The sequence below is a fragment of the Lachnoclostridium sp. An76 genome (assembly GCF_002161355.1).
Lineage (GTDB): Bacteria > Bacillota > Clostridia > Lachnospirales > Lachnospiraceae > Mediterraneibacter > Mediterraneibacter caccavium.
The window spans coordinates 49,006-65,116 of sequence record NZ_NFHL01000006.1 but is presented as its reverse complement, the minus strand read 5'-3'; the positions used below and the strand labels follow the sequence as shown (position 1 = coordinate 65,116).

The following is a 16,111-nucleotide window of genomic DNA, read 5'->3' as shown; positions in this document are numbered from 1 at the left end:
TCCCTGTCATTTGGCCTCATACCAGTTCTTTCCTGTATGCATGTCTGCGATCAGGGGCACAGACAGATCCGCAGCGTTCTCCATCTTGTCCTTCAGGATTGCTTTCACCTCGTCCACTTCCGACCCTTCCGCCTCGATCAGAAGCTCATCATGCACCTGAAGGATCAGGCGGGATTTCATATTCCTTTTTTTCAGCTCCTCGTTGACGCCGATCATGGCGATCTTGATGATGTCAGCCGCAGTTCCCTGGATCGGCGCGTTCATGGCTACCCTCTCCCCGAAATTCCTCTGCATAAAATTGCTGGATTTCAGCTCCGGAACCGGTCTTCTTCTCCCGAACAGAGTCACTGCGTATCCTTTTTCCTTTGCATGCGCGACCGAATCGTCAAGAAACTTCTTAATGCCCGGATAAGTTTCAAAATAATGCTCGATATACTGAGCAGCCTCTTTTCTGGTTATGCTCAGGTCCTGGCTCAGGCCGAAGGAGCTGATCCCGTACACAATGCCGAAATTCACCGCCTTGGCATTTCGCCGCTGAAGGTCTGTCACCTCATCAAAAGGCGTGTGGAATACCTGGGACGCGGTCATCCTGTGGATATCCCTTGCCTCTCTGTATGCCTGGATCAGCTGCTCATCGCCGGAGCAGTGCGCCAGGATCCTCAGCTCGATCTGGGAGTAGTCCGCATCCACAAACACACATCCTTCTTTCGGCACAAAGACCTTGCGGATCAGCCTTCCCAGCTCCATGCGCACCGGGATATTCTGCAGGTTCGGTTCCGTACTGCTCAGACGTCCGGTCGCTGTGACCGTCTGGTTAAATTTCCCGTGGATGCGCCCGTCTTTTCCTATATATACTGCCAGCCCGTCCGCATAGGTTGATTTCAGCTTTGTAAGCTGGCGGTACTCCAGGATCTTCGCCACGATCGGATGATCCGGCGCCAGTTTGTCCAGCACATCCGCAGCCGTAGAGTATCCTGTCTTCGTCTTTTTCGCATGGGGCATGCCCAGCTTCTCAAAGAGGATCACACCGAGCTGCTTCGGTGAATTGATATTAAACTCTTCGCCCGCCAGTCCATAGATTTCCTTTTCCAGTTCCACGATCCGGCTCCCCAGCTGATCGCCGTAAACCTTCAGCGCTTCCGCCTCTACCTTAACACCTGCCTGTTCCATATCAAACAGAGTAAACACCAGAGGCATCTCAATATCAAAGAACAGCCGGTCCATCTCCTGCTCCCTGAGCTTCTCCTCCAGGATGGGCGCTGCCGCATAAGCGGTATATGCCTCATAGCAGGCCTTTGCCGCATCATCTGCCTTTTCATCGATCAGAAGATTTAACTGTTCTCTTGCCACATCTTCATGATCATAGTCACTTTTCAGCGGATTCAGCAGATATGCTGCCACGATCACGTCAAAGCTGTTTTCCTTCTTTGCCCCCGGAAGATAGGAAAGGTACTCTTTCAGGCCGCACATGGCAAAGCATTCCACCTTTCCCGCAAGCTCAGAGAGCTCAGAAAACAGAAAATCCATGTCCGTATCCATACCGCACGGGATCGAACAGATCTTGTCCTTCCCATAGGCAATGGCGATTCTTCCGAAACCGGACGGATGAGCAAACAGGGGCAGCACATTCCCGGGATCTTTTGAGACAGCCGCGCCTGCCCGACCGGCTTTTGCCGCTTCCGCAAAGATCTTCCGGATCTCTTCCTTATCTGTCACTTCGCGGAACGCTTTTTCTATCTCATTTGCAGACGCCTCGACATCAAACCGGCTCAGCATGTTCTTAAACTGCAGGCGCTTGAAAAGTTCATGCGCTTCCTTTGTATATGGATTTCCGTGGCGCGCCTTTTCAATATCAAACTCAATATCCGCATGAGTGTTGATGGTAGCCAGCACCTTGCTCATCTTCGCCTGCTCCCAGTACTCTTTCAGATTTTTGCTGGCGCGGGGCGGCTTCAGCTCATCTGCATGCTCGTATGCATTTTCAATAGTCTGATAGTCCTGTATGATCTTTGTCGCCGTCTTCTCTCCCACCCCAGGCACACCGGGGATATTGTCGGAGGCATCGCCCATCAGCGCCTTCACATCGATAAATTCTTTCGGAGTGACGCCGTACCTCTCCTTTACATCCGCAGCATTGTAATCTTCCACTTCCGTCTTTCCCTGCTTTGTCTTTGGGATGCGGATCTTCACATGCTCTGTGGCAAGCTGCAGTGTATCCCTGTCTCCTGAAATGATAGACACATCCATGCCTTTGGCTTCACACATGCAGGAGATCGTCCCCAGCAGGTCGTCCGCCTCAAGGCCCGCCTGCTCGATGATCTCGATATCCATGGCCCGCAGCACATCCTTGATCACAGGCACCTGCTGCCGCAGCTCTTCCGCCATAGGCTTTCTCGTCCCTTTATAGTCTGCATACATCTCATGCCGGAACGTCGGCGCGTGCACGTCAAATGTGACAGTCAGGTACTCCGGCTTCTCTTCATCCAGGATCTTGAACATGATATTCAAAAATCCGTAGACTGCGTTCGTGTGCAGCCCTTCCGAGTTCGTCAGGTCCGGGACCCCGTAAAAAGCACGGTTTAAGATACTGTGCCCGTCTATCAGTACGATCTTTTCTCTCATCAAAATCTTCCTCCGTCCATAGCAGCCGTCGGCCAGCCGGATTCCCGCCGCCGTCGGCACAACGCATAGCTTACTAAAGTATACACTAAAAACCTTCTTTTTAAAAGGATGATTTTGTGGTATTATAATGCGGCAGAAAGCTTGCTTCTTATCTGCTCATCATGGCTTGTATCCAGAAATCTTATATTCAGTAAAAGGAGTGACCAGACTATGGACGGAATTATTTTTGATATAGACGGCACGCTGTGGGACTCCACAGATCCCGTGGCAGCTTCCTGGAATCAGGCGATCCGCGAGAACTCTTCCCTGGATCTCACGATCGATGCCGGGACCTTAAGCGGCCTTTTCGGGAAGACAATGACCGAGATCGGGAATATCCTTTTCCCCGGCATGCCGGAAGAGGAGAAAGAACGTCTCCTCACGATCTGCATGGAACAGGAGAATCTTTATCTGGAAGATCACCCGGGCATTTTTTATAACGGTGTCATCGAGACGATCAAAAAACTTGCTGAAAAGTACCCGCTCTTTATCGTGAGCAACTGCCAGTGCGGATATATCGAAGTAACGGTCAGGAGCGGCGGTCTTGAGTCCTATATCAGGGACCACCTCTGCTTTGGGGAGACTCAGGTGCCCAAAGGCCAGACTCTCCGTATGCTGATGGATAGGAACGGGCTCAAAGACCCGGTATATGTGGGCGATACCCAGGGTGATGCCGACGCCTGCCGGGAGGCTGGGATCCCGTTCATCTTCGCGGAATACGGCTTCGGCGATGTGCCGGATGCAGAGAGGAGGATCCGCAGTTTTTCCGATCTCTGCGGGATGTTCCTTTAAACACTTCCCAATCGGGTCTTTCTGTATATTTTCTGTACTGAAAAGGCTGCTGCTCTGCGGTTATCCATCCGCAGGGCAGCAGCCTTGATATCATGTATCTAGATTCATAATATGTTGATCAGTTCCACGCATATGGCATACACCATATGCTTATTTTATCCTTTTCTTCGCTGTATTCACTGACAACGCAGTGATCAGCAGCACGCCTGACACTCCGGCCAGTGCGATCCACAGTGCTGCATCTGCCGCATCACCGGTCTTCGGAGATCTGACCGCAGTGTCTGTCGGCTGCGTCTCCGCCTTCGGCGTTATCGTCACGGCGCTGTTAGCCGGCTGTGTCTGTACCCCTGCCGGTTCCGCTTTTGGTTCCGCTGTCGTTTCCGCTGTTTCGTCAGAGGGCTCCGACCCAGTCTGCGGCGCAGCCGTCACTGTTTCATTTGCCGGCGGTTCCGTCACTGTCACTGTTTCATCCGACGGCGATCCCGTCACCGTCCCGTCTGTCGACGGCAGTGGTGTCGTTTCTTCTGTCGTTGGCGGCAGTGTCGTCGGTTCCCCTGTAGTCGTCGTCGGCGGTGCCGTCGGTTCCTCCGTCGTTGGCGGCGGTGTTGTTGATTCCTCCGTCGTTGGCGGCGGTGTTGTTGATTCCTCCGTCGTTGGCGGCGGTGTTGTCGGTTCCTCTGTCGTCGGAGGCGGTGTTGTCGGTTCCTCCGTCGTTGGCGGCGGTGTCACCGGATCCTCTGCTCCGCCGGTCCCGCTGAGATAATCTCTGCCGCCGCCGAGCGTATCAAGGTTCCAGGCATGTGCTGCTGCCTTCTCTCCCCAGTATGGATCAGAAGCATAGCTCACATTGATCCCCCCGCCTTTATTGCCAAGATATTCCCCATGATTGGACCACTGTCCGTCCTTCAGATAAGCATTTGCCATCTGGTAATCCATAAATTCACGGATACAGCCGTCAATACTCGGAAATGCATATGCATCATCCGGCGAACTGTCTACTGCATTGAGTCCGAAAATGTTATTCTTTGTCAGGCAGATGCTGCTCGTTCCCCATGCGCTCTCATTGATCGCGATCCCGAGGGACAGCAGTGCATTTACAGAATATGTATTTTGGTATTTCACAAAACTGTTTCCTGTTCCTGTCAGCTTAGAAGCAGCCTGGTCCACGCCGGCATTTGCCATTGCTGCGTTCAAGATGCTGTCAAGCTCGTCCCCGCTGTAGCCTGTGGAAAGATTCATATCCAGGAACTGAAAATAATTGCTGAACGGACTGCCCGCATTCACAGCTGACGCTCCGTCCGCCCCGCTCTGATAATCCGTGAGCATTACACTGTAATCTGTATAAAAATAATGCCCGTCGTAACTGTAGTATTTCACGCCTTCACTTAAATAAGACGGCGCAGTGCCGTTGTTCACAGCAGATGTGGGCGCTTTTTCCAGATCCTGAGAGATATAGTGGATCAGTTTTCCTGATGATACTGTATAGTAACTTACATGATCTGCCACAGAGCTGTAATCTACGAGCTGAACATCAGATGCACTGACCGTCCCGGTCACCCCAGAGAGCATGAAGCGGATCTTTCCATCAGAAGTCATGCCCAGATATGCCGCATCCGCGCCATAAGCTCCGTTTGTGTACCCTGAGCTCCCGGTGTCCTCATCTGTATAATTAGTCACAGCATTTCCTTTTGTATTAAAATTCACTACCTGGGGACTGGAAGAACGCATTGCGAACAACGCGATCCCATCTGCCCCGTCCGCCTCATCGACTGTACCGTCCACATCAGCGATCTCACGGATAGCTCCGTCCTCATCCATTGCCGTAACCTCTTCAAGACGCTGGCTGTTCTCGTCCTGAATGTCTGATACCGCGGCTTCTGTCTCCCCCTCAGCCCCGGCTGCTTTACTCGTCATCCCCGGCATCATTGTAAATACCATGGACATAGCGAGCGCGCATATCAGTAATTTGTTTCTTTTTATCACCTGTTTACTTCCCTCCTTGACCTTATTAATTATTTATGGATATAGATACTGATACGATTTAACCATAACATTTTCTGTCAAAAATGGCAATCACAAGTTCTCATCGCATGTATACATGTATACATTATATACAAAATTTACCAGATTCCCCATTCTCCGGTTTCTTCTGTCCGTCTCACCCTTCCAGTGACCATCCAAAATCCCCGTGGTAGATCATCTGCCGGGTCATCCCGCCGTCAATACAGATATTCTCCCCGGTAATGAATCCCGCCTTATCCGAGCAAAGGTACAGCACCATGTTGGCGATACCCATTGGATTGCCCACGCGCCCCGTTCCTGCGGAATTCATCTGCAATACACTTTCCGATCCCCTGGGCCCCGCCTGTGACCACAACTGTTTTCCCTGAAACATGTACTTTCCCTCCATTCAGATATTACGATCCTTAAACATAAACCAAGCCGGTTATACATATATGAAAAAAGGCTCCCCAGCCGAAAAGCTGGAGAGCCAAACCTGTAAATGCCGCTGGCCGGACTCGAACCGGCACGGTTTCCCGCTTGATTTTGAGTCAAGTGCGTCTGCCAATTCCGCCACAGCGGCACGTCCGGCTTCTTATGGAAGCCGGATTTTATTATATCACCAGTAATATCTCATTGCAACATTTTTCTACTTTCCAAGCAGCTTCTTCCCGATCTCAAAGCAGTCGAATGTAGCGAAATAATCCGACGGTTTCTCCGCACGGCGGATCAGCTGCACACTGCCGTCCTCTTTCAGGAGAAGCTCCGCTGATTTCAGCTTGCCGTTATAATTGTAACCCATGGCAAACCCGTGCGCGCCTGTGTCATGGATCACAAGGTAATCGCCGATCTCGATTTCCGGGAGCATCCGGTCAATGGCGAACTTATCATTATTCTCACACAGGGATCCGGTCACATCATATTTGTGGTCGCAGGGAGCGTCCTCTTTGCCGAGCACTGTGATGTGGTGATATGCCCCATACATCGCCGGGCGCATCAGGTTGACCGCACAGGCGTCCACGCCGATGTAATCCTTGTGGGTATGTTTCTCGTGGATGGCTTTTGTCACAAGGCAGCCGTAAGGCCCCATCATGTATCTGCCCAGCTCCGTGTAGATCGCCACGTCGCCCATCCCCGCCGGGACGAGCACTTCCTCGTACACTTTCCTGACTCCCTCACCGATGGCACGGATATCGTTCGGCTCCTGATCCGGCCGGTACGGGATCCCGATCCCGCCGGAAAGATTGATGAACTTAATGTGCACTCCGGCCTCTTTTGACAGGCGCACCGCCTGCTCGAAGAGCACTTTCGCGAGCATCGGGTAGTAGTCATTGGTCACTGTATTGCTGGCAAGGAATGCGTGGAGCCCGAACTCTTTCGCGCCCTTGCTCTTTAAGATCTTGTATGCTTCCAGGATCTGCTCCGTGGTCATCCCGTATTTTGCATCTCCCGGGTTGTCCATGATGTCATTGCTGATCTTGAACAGCCCGCCCGGATTGTAGCGGCAGCTGATCGTCTCCGGGATATACCCGATCGTCTTCTCAAGGAAATCAATATGGGTGATGTCATCCAGGTTGATGATCGCGCCCAGCTTTGCCGCAAGGGCAAAATCCTCGGCCGGCGTGTCATTGGATGAGAACATGATGTCCTCTCCCCTGATATCCATAGCGTCAGAGAGCATAAGTTCCGTATAGGAAGAACAGTCGCAGCCGCAGCCATACTCCTTCAGGATCTGGATCAGGAACGGATTGGGCGTTGCCTTGACCGCGAAATACTCCTTATACCCCTCATTCCATGCAAATGCTTCCTTTAATGCTTTTACATTCTCTCTGATCCCCTTCTCATCATAAAGATGGAACGGTGTGGGATATGTTTTTACGATCTCCTCGATCTGTTCCTTTGTCACAAACGGTCTTTTGTTCATTTTTCTCTTCTCCTTCTCGTATCCTGATCATCTTCCTGACTTACTCTACTGTCGCGATCCTCATCATATTGCTGGCCGCGCTGCGCTCCTGCTTCACATTCGGGGACGGGATGCCCGCTGTGAGCACCACGACATCTCCTGTCTCCACATACTGTTTCACTTTTGCCAGCTCGATCGCTCCGTCACAGATATCGTCTGTGGTATTGAACTCTCTGGACTTGATCGGTACTACGCCCCAGTAGATGGACATTCTTCTTAATGTCCTCTCATTCGGAGTAACCCCGAGGATGAGCTGTCTCGGCCTCAGGTTGGATACTACTCTCGTAGTAGCTCCTGAGACAGACGGTGTGATGATGCATTTCGCATTCAGGTTCGAAGCAGCCAGCACGGAAGAATAACCGACCGCACTGTCCAGCCCTCTCTTCAGATGACCGCCTGTCTTGTCCAGCATTGTTTCATAATCCAGATGCTGCTCCGTACTCTCGATGATATGCACCATCATCTGGAGCGCTTCCAGCGGATATTTTCCCTGTGCAGTCTCTCCGGAGAGCATCACCGCATCTGTGCCGTCATACACCGCATTGGCAACGTCCGTCACTTCCGCTCTTGTCGGGCGCGGGTTGCGCATCATAGAATCCAGCATCTGTGTAGCAGTGATAACGGTCTTAAAGTTGCTGTTGCACTTCTGGATCAGCATTTTCTGCAGGTAAGGCACTTCCTCAGCCGGGATCTCCACGCCCAGGTCGCCGCGGGCAACCATGATGCCGTCCGCCGCGCGGATGATCTCATCGATATTTTTGATCCCTTCCGCATTCTCGATCTTCGCGATGATCGGGATGAACGGAGCGCCCAGTTCTTTCAAATACGCCTTGATCTCAAGTACGCATTCCGCATTTCTCACAAAAGATGCAGCGATAAAGTCGATCCCCTGCTCCACGCCGAAACGGATATCATCCTTGTCCTTCTCTGTGATCGCAGGAAGGCGCACTGCCACGTTCGGCACATTCACGCCCTTCTTCTCTCCCAGCTCACCGCCGTTGACGACTTCACAGACAATGTCTCTCTCTGTCTTGGAGATGACTTTCAGACCGATCAGACCATCGTCGATCAGGATCAGCTTGCCCGGATCCACATCCTGCACGAGCCCGTCATAAGTGATGGACACCCTGTCCTGGTCTCCCACGATCTCGTCCACAGTCAGTGTAAACTGAGCTCCTGTTTCCAGGGTGATCTTCTTTCCGTCTTTGAGCACGCCGGTGCGGATCTCCGGTCCTTTTGTGTCAAGAAGGATCGCAGTATTCGTATGAAGCTCAGCCCTCAGCTCTTTGAGCAGGTCCATCCTGCCTTTCTGCTCTTCGTGGTCGCCGTGCGAGAAATTAAAACGTGCCACGTCCATGCCGTTCTCGATCAGCTTCCTCATAAGCTCTCTGTCATTCGTGTTAGGTCCCATGGTGCAAACAACTTTTGTCTTTTTCATTAATCCTGATACTCTCCTTTTCAAAATAATAAATATATAAAAGCAGATGCGTATTGCGTCTGCTTTATCAACTATGCAGATTTTCCGTCTGTCCTTCCGGTTATTTCACATGCTCGTGCGTGAACAGATGATCCTGGCAGTATTCGTAATTCCCGTTGCATTTCGAGCAGAAACGGAACTCCAGGCACGGATCGTCAAGCTCAGTCCTCCCGCACACTGCGCAGCGGTGTTTCGCCCCGTTGGAATAGTGCATATGAGGGGCTGACTGCCGTTTGAATTTTGCCTTGCGCGCCCTCTCCTTCGGAGAAAATCTCCTCATATTCCGCGAGGACAGGAAGAAGATCACAAAGTTCAAAAGCGAGGCAGCGATCGCCACACGGGTAACGACTCCACCGCGGATAAAGTAGTACAGCGCCATCGCTGCATATACGAGCGCCATCCACTTCATCTTGATGGGCAGGATAAAATACAGATATACTTCCATCTCCGGGTAGATCGCAGCAAACGCCAGGAAAATGGACATGGTGATATAATTCGTGCTGACCATTCCCGCCATAGAAAGCGGCAGCTCTATATGAAAGCCGAAAAAGTATACCGCATAGAGGATAAACACGCCAAGCACGGTAAAGAGCAGCCCGGAAAAAATATATACATTATATCGGAATGTCCCCCAGGTGCGCTCAAGTGCTGTTCCCAGCGAATAATACAGGAGCACAAGGAACAGGAGCGATATCGGTCTCGTTGTCGGCGGGACGAGCACCCACGAAATGAGTCTCCACACCTGCCCTCTTACGATCAGCATCGGTTCCAGGGTGATCCAGCCCAGCAGTTCAGGCATCAGATACATCACGCCGAATCCTATGACATAGCCTGCCAGAAGATAGACTGTCAGGTTCGGTATTGCGAAACGTCCCAGTTTCCTCTCTAATTTGTCCAGCCAGTTCAAATCGATCCTTCTCCTTACATATGGAATTCAAAATGATAACAATCGATACAATTGTAACGTCCGGCTTTTTGTTTGTCAAATAGATGTTTTTCCTTTTCAGAGGTTTAACCTCATCTTTATATAAAATATCCATAATAACAGGAATTATTTTCAAAACGCGCATAATAATAACAATTGTTTTTTCAAAATCCGTGTCGTATAATGTAGTTTGTTGCAGAATGCGTGAATGCATTTAATAAGAAAGAACTCATATAAATTTTAGTACAAAAGATTGGGGATTATACAATGAGTCTGAAAGAATTACATACTCTCGGGATCGATATCGGTTCCACTACAGTTAAAATTGCGATTCTGGATGAAGAAAATGAAGTACTCTTCTCCGATTACGAGCGGCATTTTGCCAATATCCAGGAGACACTCTCCGACCTTTTAGGACGGGCTCTCTACAAGCTGGGCCCCATCCAGGTCTCTCCGGTCATCACCGGGAGCGGCGGCCTGACACTGGCCAAGCACCTGGGCGTGCCATTTGTCCAGGAGGTCATCGCGGTATCCACTGCGCTCCAGGATTACGCGCCGCAGACAGACGTTGCCATCGAGCTTGGCGGTGAGGATGCCAAGATCATTTATTTTGAAGGCGGGAATGTAGAGCAGCGTATGAACGGAGTCTGTGCCGGAGGTACCGGTTCTTTTATCGACCAGATGGCGTCCCTGCTCCAGACGGATGCATCCGGCCTCAACGAGTACGCGAAGAATTACCAGGCGCTCTATTCCATCGCGGCACGCTGCGGTGTGTTTGCAAAGTCTGATATCCAGCCTCTGATCAACGAGGGGGCCTCCAAGGAGGACCTTGCGGCGTCGATCTTCCAGGCAGTGGTAAACCAGACGATCAGCGGCCTTGCCTGCGGCAAGCCGATCCGGGGACATGTGGCGTTCCTCGGAGGGCCGCTGCACTTCCTCTCTGAGTTGAGAGAGGCTTTCATCCGCACGCTGAAGCTGGATGACGAACACATTATCGCGCCGAACCATTCCCACCTGTTCGCAGCCATCGGTTCCGCGCTGAATTCAAAGAAGGATACCCCGGTGGCACTGCGCGAGCTCCAGAACCGTCTGGAGAACCGTATCCAGATGGAGATCGAAGTGGAGCGTCTGGACCCGCTCTTTGCGACGACCGAAGAATTTGAAGAATTTACCGCGCGCCACGCAAAACACCAGGTGCCGGTTAAGGATCTTGCCACTTACAAGGGGAAGGCATTTCTCGGCATCGACGCGGGATCCACGACCACAAAGGCAGCCCTGGTCGGCGAGGACGGGACGCTCTTATACTCCTTCTACCACAACAATGACGGCGATCCTCTTGGAACGACCATCGGGGCGATCAAGGATATCTATGCCCAGCTCCCGGAAGGCGTGGAGATCGTCCACTCCTGCTCCACCGGTTACGGAGAGGCGCTCATCAAGGCAGCGCTCATGCTGGATGAGGGAGAGGTAGAGACAGTCGCCCACTATTATGCGGCGGCATTCTTCGAGCCGGATGTGGACTGCATCCTGGATATCGGCGGCCAGGATATGAAATGTATCAAGATCAAGAACCAGACCGTGGACAGCGTACAGCTCAATGAGGCATGTTCCTCAGGCTGCGGTTCCTTTATCGAGACATTTGCAAAATCACTGAATTATACAGTGGAAGATTTTGCCCATGAGGCGCTGTACGCCCAGAATCCGATCGACCTGGGCACACGCTGTACAGTTTTCATGAACTCTAAAGTAAAACAGGCGCAGAAAGAGGGCGCTTCTGTGGCGGATATCTCGGCCGGGCTGGCATACTCCGTCATCAAGAACGCGCTGTTTAAAGTCATCAAAGTGTCCAGCGCTTCCGAGCTCGGGAACCACATCGTGGTACAGGGAGGAACCTTCTACAACAACGCTGTCCTGCGCAGCTTTGAGAAGATCGCGGACTGCGAGGCCATCCGCCCGGATATCGCCGGGATCATGGGGGCATTCGGTGCGGCGCTTATCGCACGCGAGCGGTATACAGACTGTGAGGGCACGACTATGCTCTCTATCGAGGACATCAAGAACCTGGAATACTCCACAACGATGACAAAGTGCCGCGGCTGTACCAACACCTGCCGTCTGACCATCAACCACTTCAGCGGCGGCCGCAAGTTCATCACAGGGAACCGCTGCGAGCGCGGTCTCGGCAAGGAAAAGTCAAAGAACACCATGCCGAACCTGTTTGACTACAAGTTCCACCGCTACTTTGACTATGAGCCCCTCTCCGAGGAGGAGGCAAAACGCGGTGTCATCGGGATCCCGCGTGTGCTGAACATGTATGAGAACTATCCGTTCTGGTTTACATTTTTCACAAAACTGGGCTTCCGGGTGGTGCTCTCCCCGGCTTCTACAAGGAAGATCTACGAGCTGGGCATTGAGTCCATCCCGAGTGAGTCCGAGTGCTATCCGGCGAAGCTGGCGCACGGGCATGTACAGTGGCTGATCAACAAAGGCGTGAAGCACATCTTCTACCCGTCCATCCCGTATGAGAGGAATGAGTTTGAAGAGGCGAACAACCACTACAACTGCCCCATCGTCACCTCCTACCCGGAGAACATTAAAAACAATATGGACCCCATCGTCCACGGTGAGGTGGACTTCATCCATCCGTTCCTGTCCTTCCAGAGCGAGGAGACCATCTCCTACCGCCTGATCGAAGAGCTGGGCAAGAAGTTCTCCCTGTCTGACAGCGAGATCAAAGCAGCCGTGCATGACGCATGGAATGAGCTTGCCGCCTGCCGTGAGGATATGCGCAGGAAGGGCGAGGAGACGATCAAGTTCTTAAACGAAACAGGAAACCGGGGGATCGTCCTTGCGGGACGTCCTTACCATATTGACCCCGAGGTGCACCACGGCCTGCCGGAGATGATCAACTCCTACAATATCGCCGTGCTGACTGAGGATTCGGTGTCCCACCTCCATCAGGTGGAGCGCCCGCTGAACGTCATGGACCAGTGGATGTACCACTCCCGCCTGTACGCTGCGGCAAACTATGTGAAGACAACAGAGAACCTGGATCTGATCCAGCTCAACTCCTTCGGATGCGGCCTGGACGCCGTGACCACGGACCAGGTGGCAGAGATCCTGACGAATTCCGACAAGATCTACACCACGCTGAAGATCGATGAGGTCAATAACCTGGGAGCTGCCCGCATCCGTGTCCGCTCTCTTCTCGCAGCGATCCGCGTAAGGGAACAGAAAAAGGCAGAGCGGACCATCCGCCCGTCTTCCATCGAGAAGGTGCCCTTTACCAAAGAGATGCGCAAGACCTACACGATCCTCTGCCCACAGATGTCGCCCATCCATTTCGAACTGCTGGAGCCAGCATTCAAGGCTGCCGGATATAAGATCGAAGTGCTCCCGAACGACAACCGCCAGGCAGTGGACATGGGATTAAAATATGTAAATAACGATGCATGCTACCCGTCCCTGATCGTTGTCGGGCAGATCATGGATGCCATCCTGTCCGGTCAGTATGACACGGACCACCTGGCGGTCATCATCAGCCAGACCGGCGGCGGATGCCGCGCGTCCAACTATATCGGCTTTATCCGCCGGGCGCTGAAAAAAGCCGGTTACGCGCATATCCCGGTCATCTCCATCAACTTAAGCGGACTGGAGGCGAACCCGGGATTCAAGATCACACTCCCTCTGGCAGTGCGCATCGCCTATGCGGCAGTGTTCGGAGATATCTTCATGAAATGCGTTTACCGGATGCGTCCTTACGAGGCAGTGCCTGGCACGACCAACGCAATGCACCGCAAATGGGTGGGCGTGTGCCAGAAATTCGTATCCGAGGGCTACCCGTCCCGCAGGAAATTCAAGAAGCTGTGCCGGGATATCATCAATGACTTTGACAATATCGAGACACTTGACATCAGGAAGCCCCGTGTCGGCGTGGTCGGTGAGATCCTCGTGAAATTCCTCCCGGCGGCGAACAACCACCTGGTAGACCTGCTGGAGGCCGAGGGTGCGGAAGCAGTGGTCCCGGACCTGATCGACTTCATGCAGTACTGCTTCTACAACCAGAACTTCAAGGTGTCCCACCTTGGATTTAAGAAGTCAAAGGCATTCGTCGGCAACCTGGGCATCAAAGCGGTTGAATGGCTGCGCGCCCCGGCAACAAAGGCATTCGCCGAGAGTAAGCACTTTGATCCTCCTGCACACATTGAGGATCTGGCAAAGATGGCTTCTGAGATCGTATCCATCGGCAACCAGACCGGCGAGGGCTGGTTCCTGACCGGCGAGATGCTGGAGCTGATCCACAGCGGCGCAGGCAATATCGTATGTACTCAGCCGTTCGCCTGCCTGCCGAACCATGTAGTCGGAAAAGGCGTGATCAAAGAGCTGAGAAGGCTGCACCCGCATTCCAACATTGTCGCGATCGACTTTGACCCGGGCGCAAGTGAAGTAAACCAGCTGAACAGGATCAAACTGATGCTTTCCACAGCGTTTAAGAATCTGGAAGCGCAGGAGTAAATAAAAATCCCGGTCTGTGAAACAAACTGCACAGACCGGGATTTTTATTCCGGAGATTTGCAGCCCCCGGATCTATGGGTTTAAAGATCCACAGACCCGGGGGCTGTTTTTTTGATATTCATGCTTTTGATCTCGGGACGGACTCCAACAGGTTTTACACTCCGCTGTCCCCGTAGTTTGCCAGCACCCTTGCGGAAGGATCATCCACATCGCATCCTTCCCACTCTTTGTTCGGCATCCAGAATCCCACGATCATCTGGGACTGTCCCGGATAATATTTCTCAAAGATCTCCCTGTACATCAGAGACTCCTTCGTAAACGGAGCCGCGTGCTCATACTGCGCTGCCTTTTCCCGGAATTCCTCGTCCGTATACAGTGTCTCAGCATATTCTTTCAGGTCGTCTACCATGGAATGGCCGACCGCATCCGAGAAAGCCGCCTTCTCCCTCATGAGGATATCATATGGCAGATAATCCCCCTCAAACGCATGACGGAGCAGATATTTCCCTTTGTTATACACATTCATCTTCATCGCCGGATCCAGACTCATCACATAGGAGACAAAATCCAGATCCCCAAACGGCACCCTCGCCTCCATGGAATGGACGCTGATGCAGCGGTCTGCGCGGAGCACGTCATACATATGCAGTTCATGCACACGCTTCACGGATTCCGCCTGGAACGCTTCCGGGGACGGAGCGAAATCTGTATACTTGTATCCAAAGAGCTCATCCGATATCTCCCCTGTCAGAAGGACCCGGACGTCCGTAGTCTCATGGATCGCCTTACAGATCAGATACATTCCCATGGACGCGCGGATCGTTGTGATGTCAAATGTCCCGAGTGCTTTGATGACCTCGTCCAGGGCAGAGATGACCTGGTCCCTCGTGATGATCACTTCCGTATGTTCGCTGCCGATATAGTCCGCCACCTCTTTCGCATATTTCAGGTCAATGGCGTCTTTATCCATCCCGATCGCGAATGTACGGATCGGCTTTTTCAGGATCTTCGCGGACACAGCGCACACAAGCGATGAATCCAGGCCGCCGCTCAGCAGGAATCCCAGCGGTGCGTCCGCATCCAGCCGCTTCTCGATCCCGGCTGTCAGCTTCTCGCGGATCTTCCGGCATGCCGTCTCCAGATCGTCTGTGCACACTTCCTTCACTTCTGTGATATCCCTGTAACAGATAAATTCTCCATCCATATAATAATATCCGGGCGGGAAAGGCATGATCCTGTCAGTCAGTCCCACCAGGTCTTTTGCCTCGCTGGCGAACAATATGGCTCCGTCCTTATCATAACCGTAATAAAGCGGACGGATCCCGATGGGATCTCTCGCCGCGATGTAGGAGCCTGTCTCGCCGTCATAGATCACCAGGGCATACTCTGCATCCAGCATGGCGAACATATCGGTCCCGTATTCCTCATAGAGGGGGAGCAGGATCTCGCAGTCACTGCCGCTCTCAAAAGTATACCCTTTCTTTATCAGCTCTTCTTTGATCCTTCGGAAGCCATAGATCTCGCCATTGCACACTACCCGGCGGTTCCCCCTGGAAAAGGGCTGCATGCCCGCCTCTGTAAGCCCCATGATAGAAAGGCGCTGAAATCCCATGATCCCTTTTCCTGTCTCGATCACTCTCATATCATCCGGCCCACGGGACTCCGTGCGCTGAAAACCTTCCATAAAAAGTTCCATATCTGCTTCGTCGGAACACCACGTCATAATTGAACACATACTATTTTCCATCTCCTCTCATCTCTCTGCAGGAGTTCCTGC

General features: G+C 52.4%; 9 protein-coding genes and 1 tRNA gene. 2 read left to right on the top strand and 8 right to left on the bottom strand.

Features of this window, described 5'->3' with window-relative positions:
* Window positions 1–6: 6 nt before the first annotated feature.
* Window positions 7–2,622, bottom strand: a complete 2,616-nt coding sequence (polA, locus tag B5G27_RS11320) for a DNA polymerase I (protein ID WP_087178981.1) — start codon at window positions 2,620–2,622, stop codon at window positions 7–9.
* Window positions 2,623–2,832: 210 nt separating this feature from the next.
* Here polA and B5G27_RS11315 point away from each other — a divergent pair, with 210 nt between their 5' ends.
* On the top strand, window positions 2,833–3,453 hold the full coding sequence (locus B5G27_RS11315; protein ID WP_087178980.1) for an HAD family hydrolase: 621 nt from the start codon (window positions 2,833–2,835) through the stop codon (window positions 3,451–3,453).
* Window positions 3,454–3,603: 150 nt separating this feature from the next.
* Here the strand turns inward: B5G27_RS11315 and B5G27_RS11310 are convergent, their stop codons facing one another.
* The 6 genes from B5G27_RS11310 to B5G27_RS11285 form a co-directional block, all read right to left on the bottom strand.
* The gene (locus tag B5G27_RS11310) at window positions 3,604–5,436 is read right to left on the bottom strand and encodes an N-acetylglucosaminidase (protein WP_087178979.1); all 1,833 of its coding nucleotides are present in this window, start codon (window positions 5,434–5,436) and stop codon (window positions 3,604–3,606) included.
* A gap of 175 nt (window positions 5,437–5,611) precedes the next feature.
* Window positions 5,612–5,848 (bottom strand): SDR family oxidoreductase, encoded by a 237-nt coding sequence (locus B5G27_RS11305; protein ID WP_330399055.1) that lies wholly within the window; start codon window positions 5,846–5,848, stop codon window positions 5,612–5,614.
* Window positions 5,849–5,957: 109 nt separating this feature from the next.
* Window positions 5,958–6,037: transfer RNA gene (locus tag B5G27_RS11300), tRNA-Leu, on the bottom strand.
* 66 nt (window positions 6,038–6,103) lie between these two features.
* The gene (locus B5G27_RS11295) at window positions 6,104–7,378 is read right to left on the bottom strand and encodes a diaminopimelate decarboxylase (RefSeq protein ID WP_087178978.1); all 1,275 of its coding nucleotides are present in this window, start codon (window positions 7,376–7,378) and stop codon (window positions 6,104–6,106) included.
* A 40-nt stretch (window positions 7,379–7,418) separates the two neighbouring features.
* Complete coding sequence (gene pyk / locus B5G27_RS11290) at window positions 7,419–8,855, bottom strand: pyruvate kinase (RefSeq protein WP_087178977.1); 1,437 nt, start codon at window positions 8,853–8,855, stop codon at window positions 7,419–7,421.
* Window positions 8,856–8,955: 100 nt separating this feature from the next.
* The gene (locus B5G27_RS11285; RefSeq protein WP_087178976.1) at window positions 8,956–9,801 is read right to left on the bottom strand and encodes a rhomboid family intramembrane serine protease; all 846 of its coding nucleotides are present in this window, start codon (window positions 9,799–9,801) and stop codon (window positions 8,956–8,958) included.
* Between the two features lie 285 nt (window positions 9,802–10,086).
* Here B5G27_RS11285 and B5G27_RS11280 point away from each other — a divergent pair, with 285 nt between their 5' ends.
* The gene (locus B5G27_RS11280) at window positions 10,087–14,334 is read left to right on the top strand and encodes a 2-hydroxyacyl-CoA dehydratase (protein ID WP_087178975.1); all 4,248 of its coding nucleotides are present in this window, start codon (window positions 10,087–10,089) and stop codon (window positions 14,332–14,334) included.
* 154 nt (window positions 14,335–14,488) lie between these two features.
* Here B5G27_RS11280 and asnB read toward each other — a convergent pair whose 3' ends face one another.
* A complete protein-coding gene (gene asnB / locus B5G27_RS11275; protein ID WP_087178974.1) occupies window positions 14,489–16,069 on the bottom strand; it encodes an asparagine synthase B in 1,581 nt (526 codons plus the stop codon).
* Between the last annotated feature and the right edge of the window lie 42 nt (window positions 16,070–16,111).

Excerpts from the sequence above, each read along its gene's own strand:
- B5G27_RS11295 (WP_087178978.1), bottom strand. The coding sequence starts at position 7,378 with ATGAACAAAAGACCGTTTGTGACAAAGGAACAGATCGAGGAGATCGTA.
- B5G27_RS11315 (WP_087178980.1), top strand. The coding sequence starts at position 2,833 with ATGGACGGAATTATTTTTGATATAGACGGCACGCTGTGGGACTCCACA.
- pyk (WP_087178977.1), bottom strand. The coding sequence starts at position 8,855 with ATGAAAAAGACAAAAGTTGTTTGCACCATGGGACCTAACACGAATGAC.
- B5G27_RS11280 (WP_087178975.1), top strand. The coding sequence starts at position 10,087 with ATGAGTCTGAAAGAATTACATACTCTCGGGATCGATATCGGTTCCACT.
- polA (WP_087178981.1), bottom strand. The coding sequence starts at position 2,622 with ATGAGAGAAAAGATCGTACTGATAGACGGGCACAGTATCTTAAACCGT.
- B5G27_RS11305 (WP_330399055.1), bottom strand. The coding sequence starts at position 5,848 with ATGTTTCAGGGAAAACAGTTGTGGTCACAGGCGGGGCCCAGGGGATCG.
- asnB (WP_087178974.1), bottom strand. The coding sequence starts at position 16,069 with ATGTGTTCAATTATGACGTGGTGTTCCGACGAAGCAGATATGGAACTT.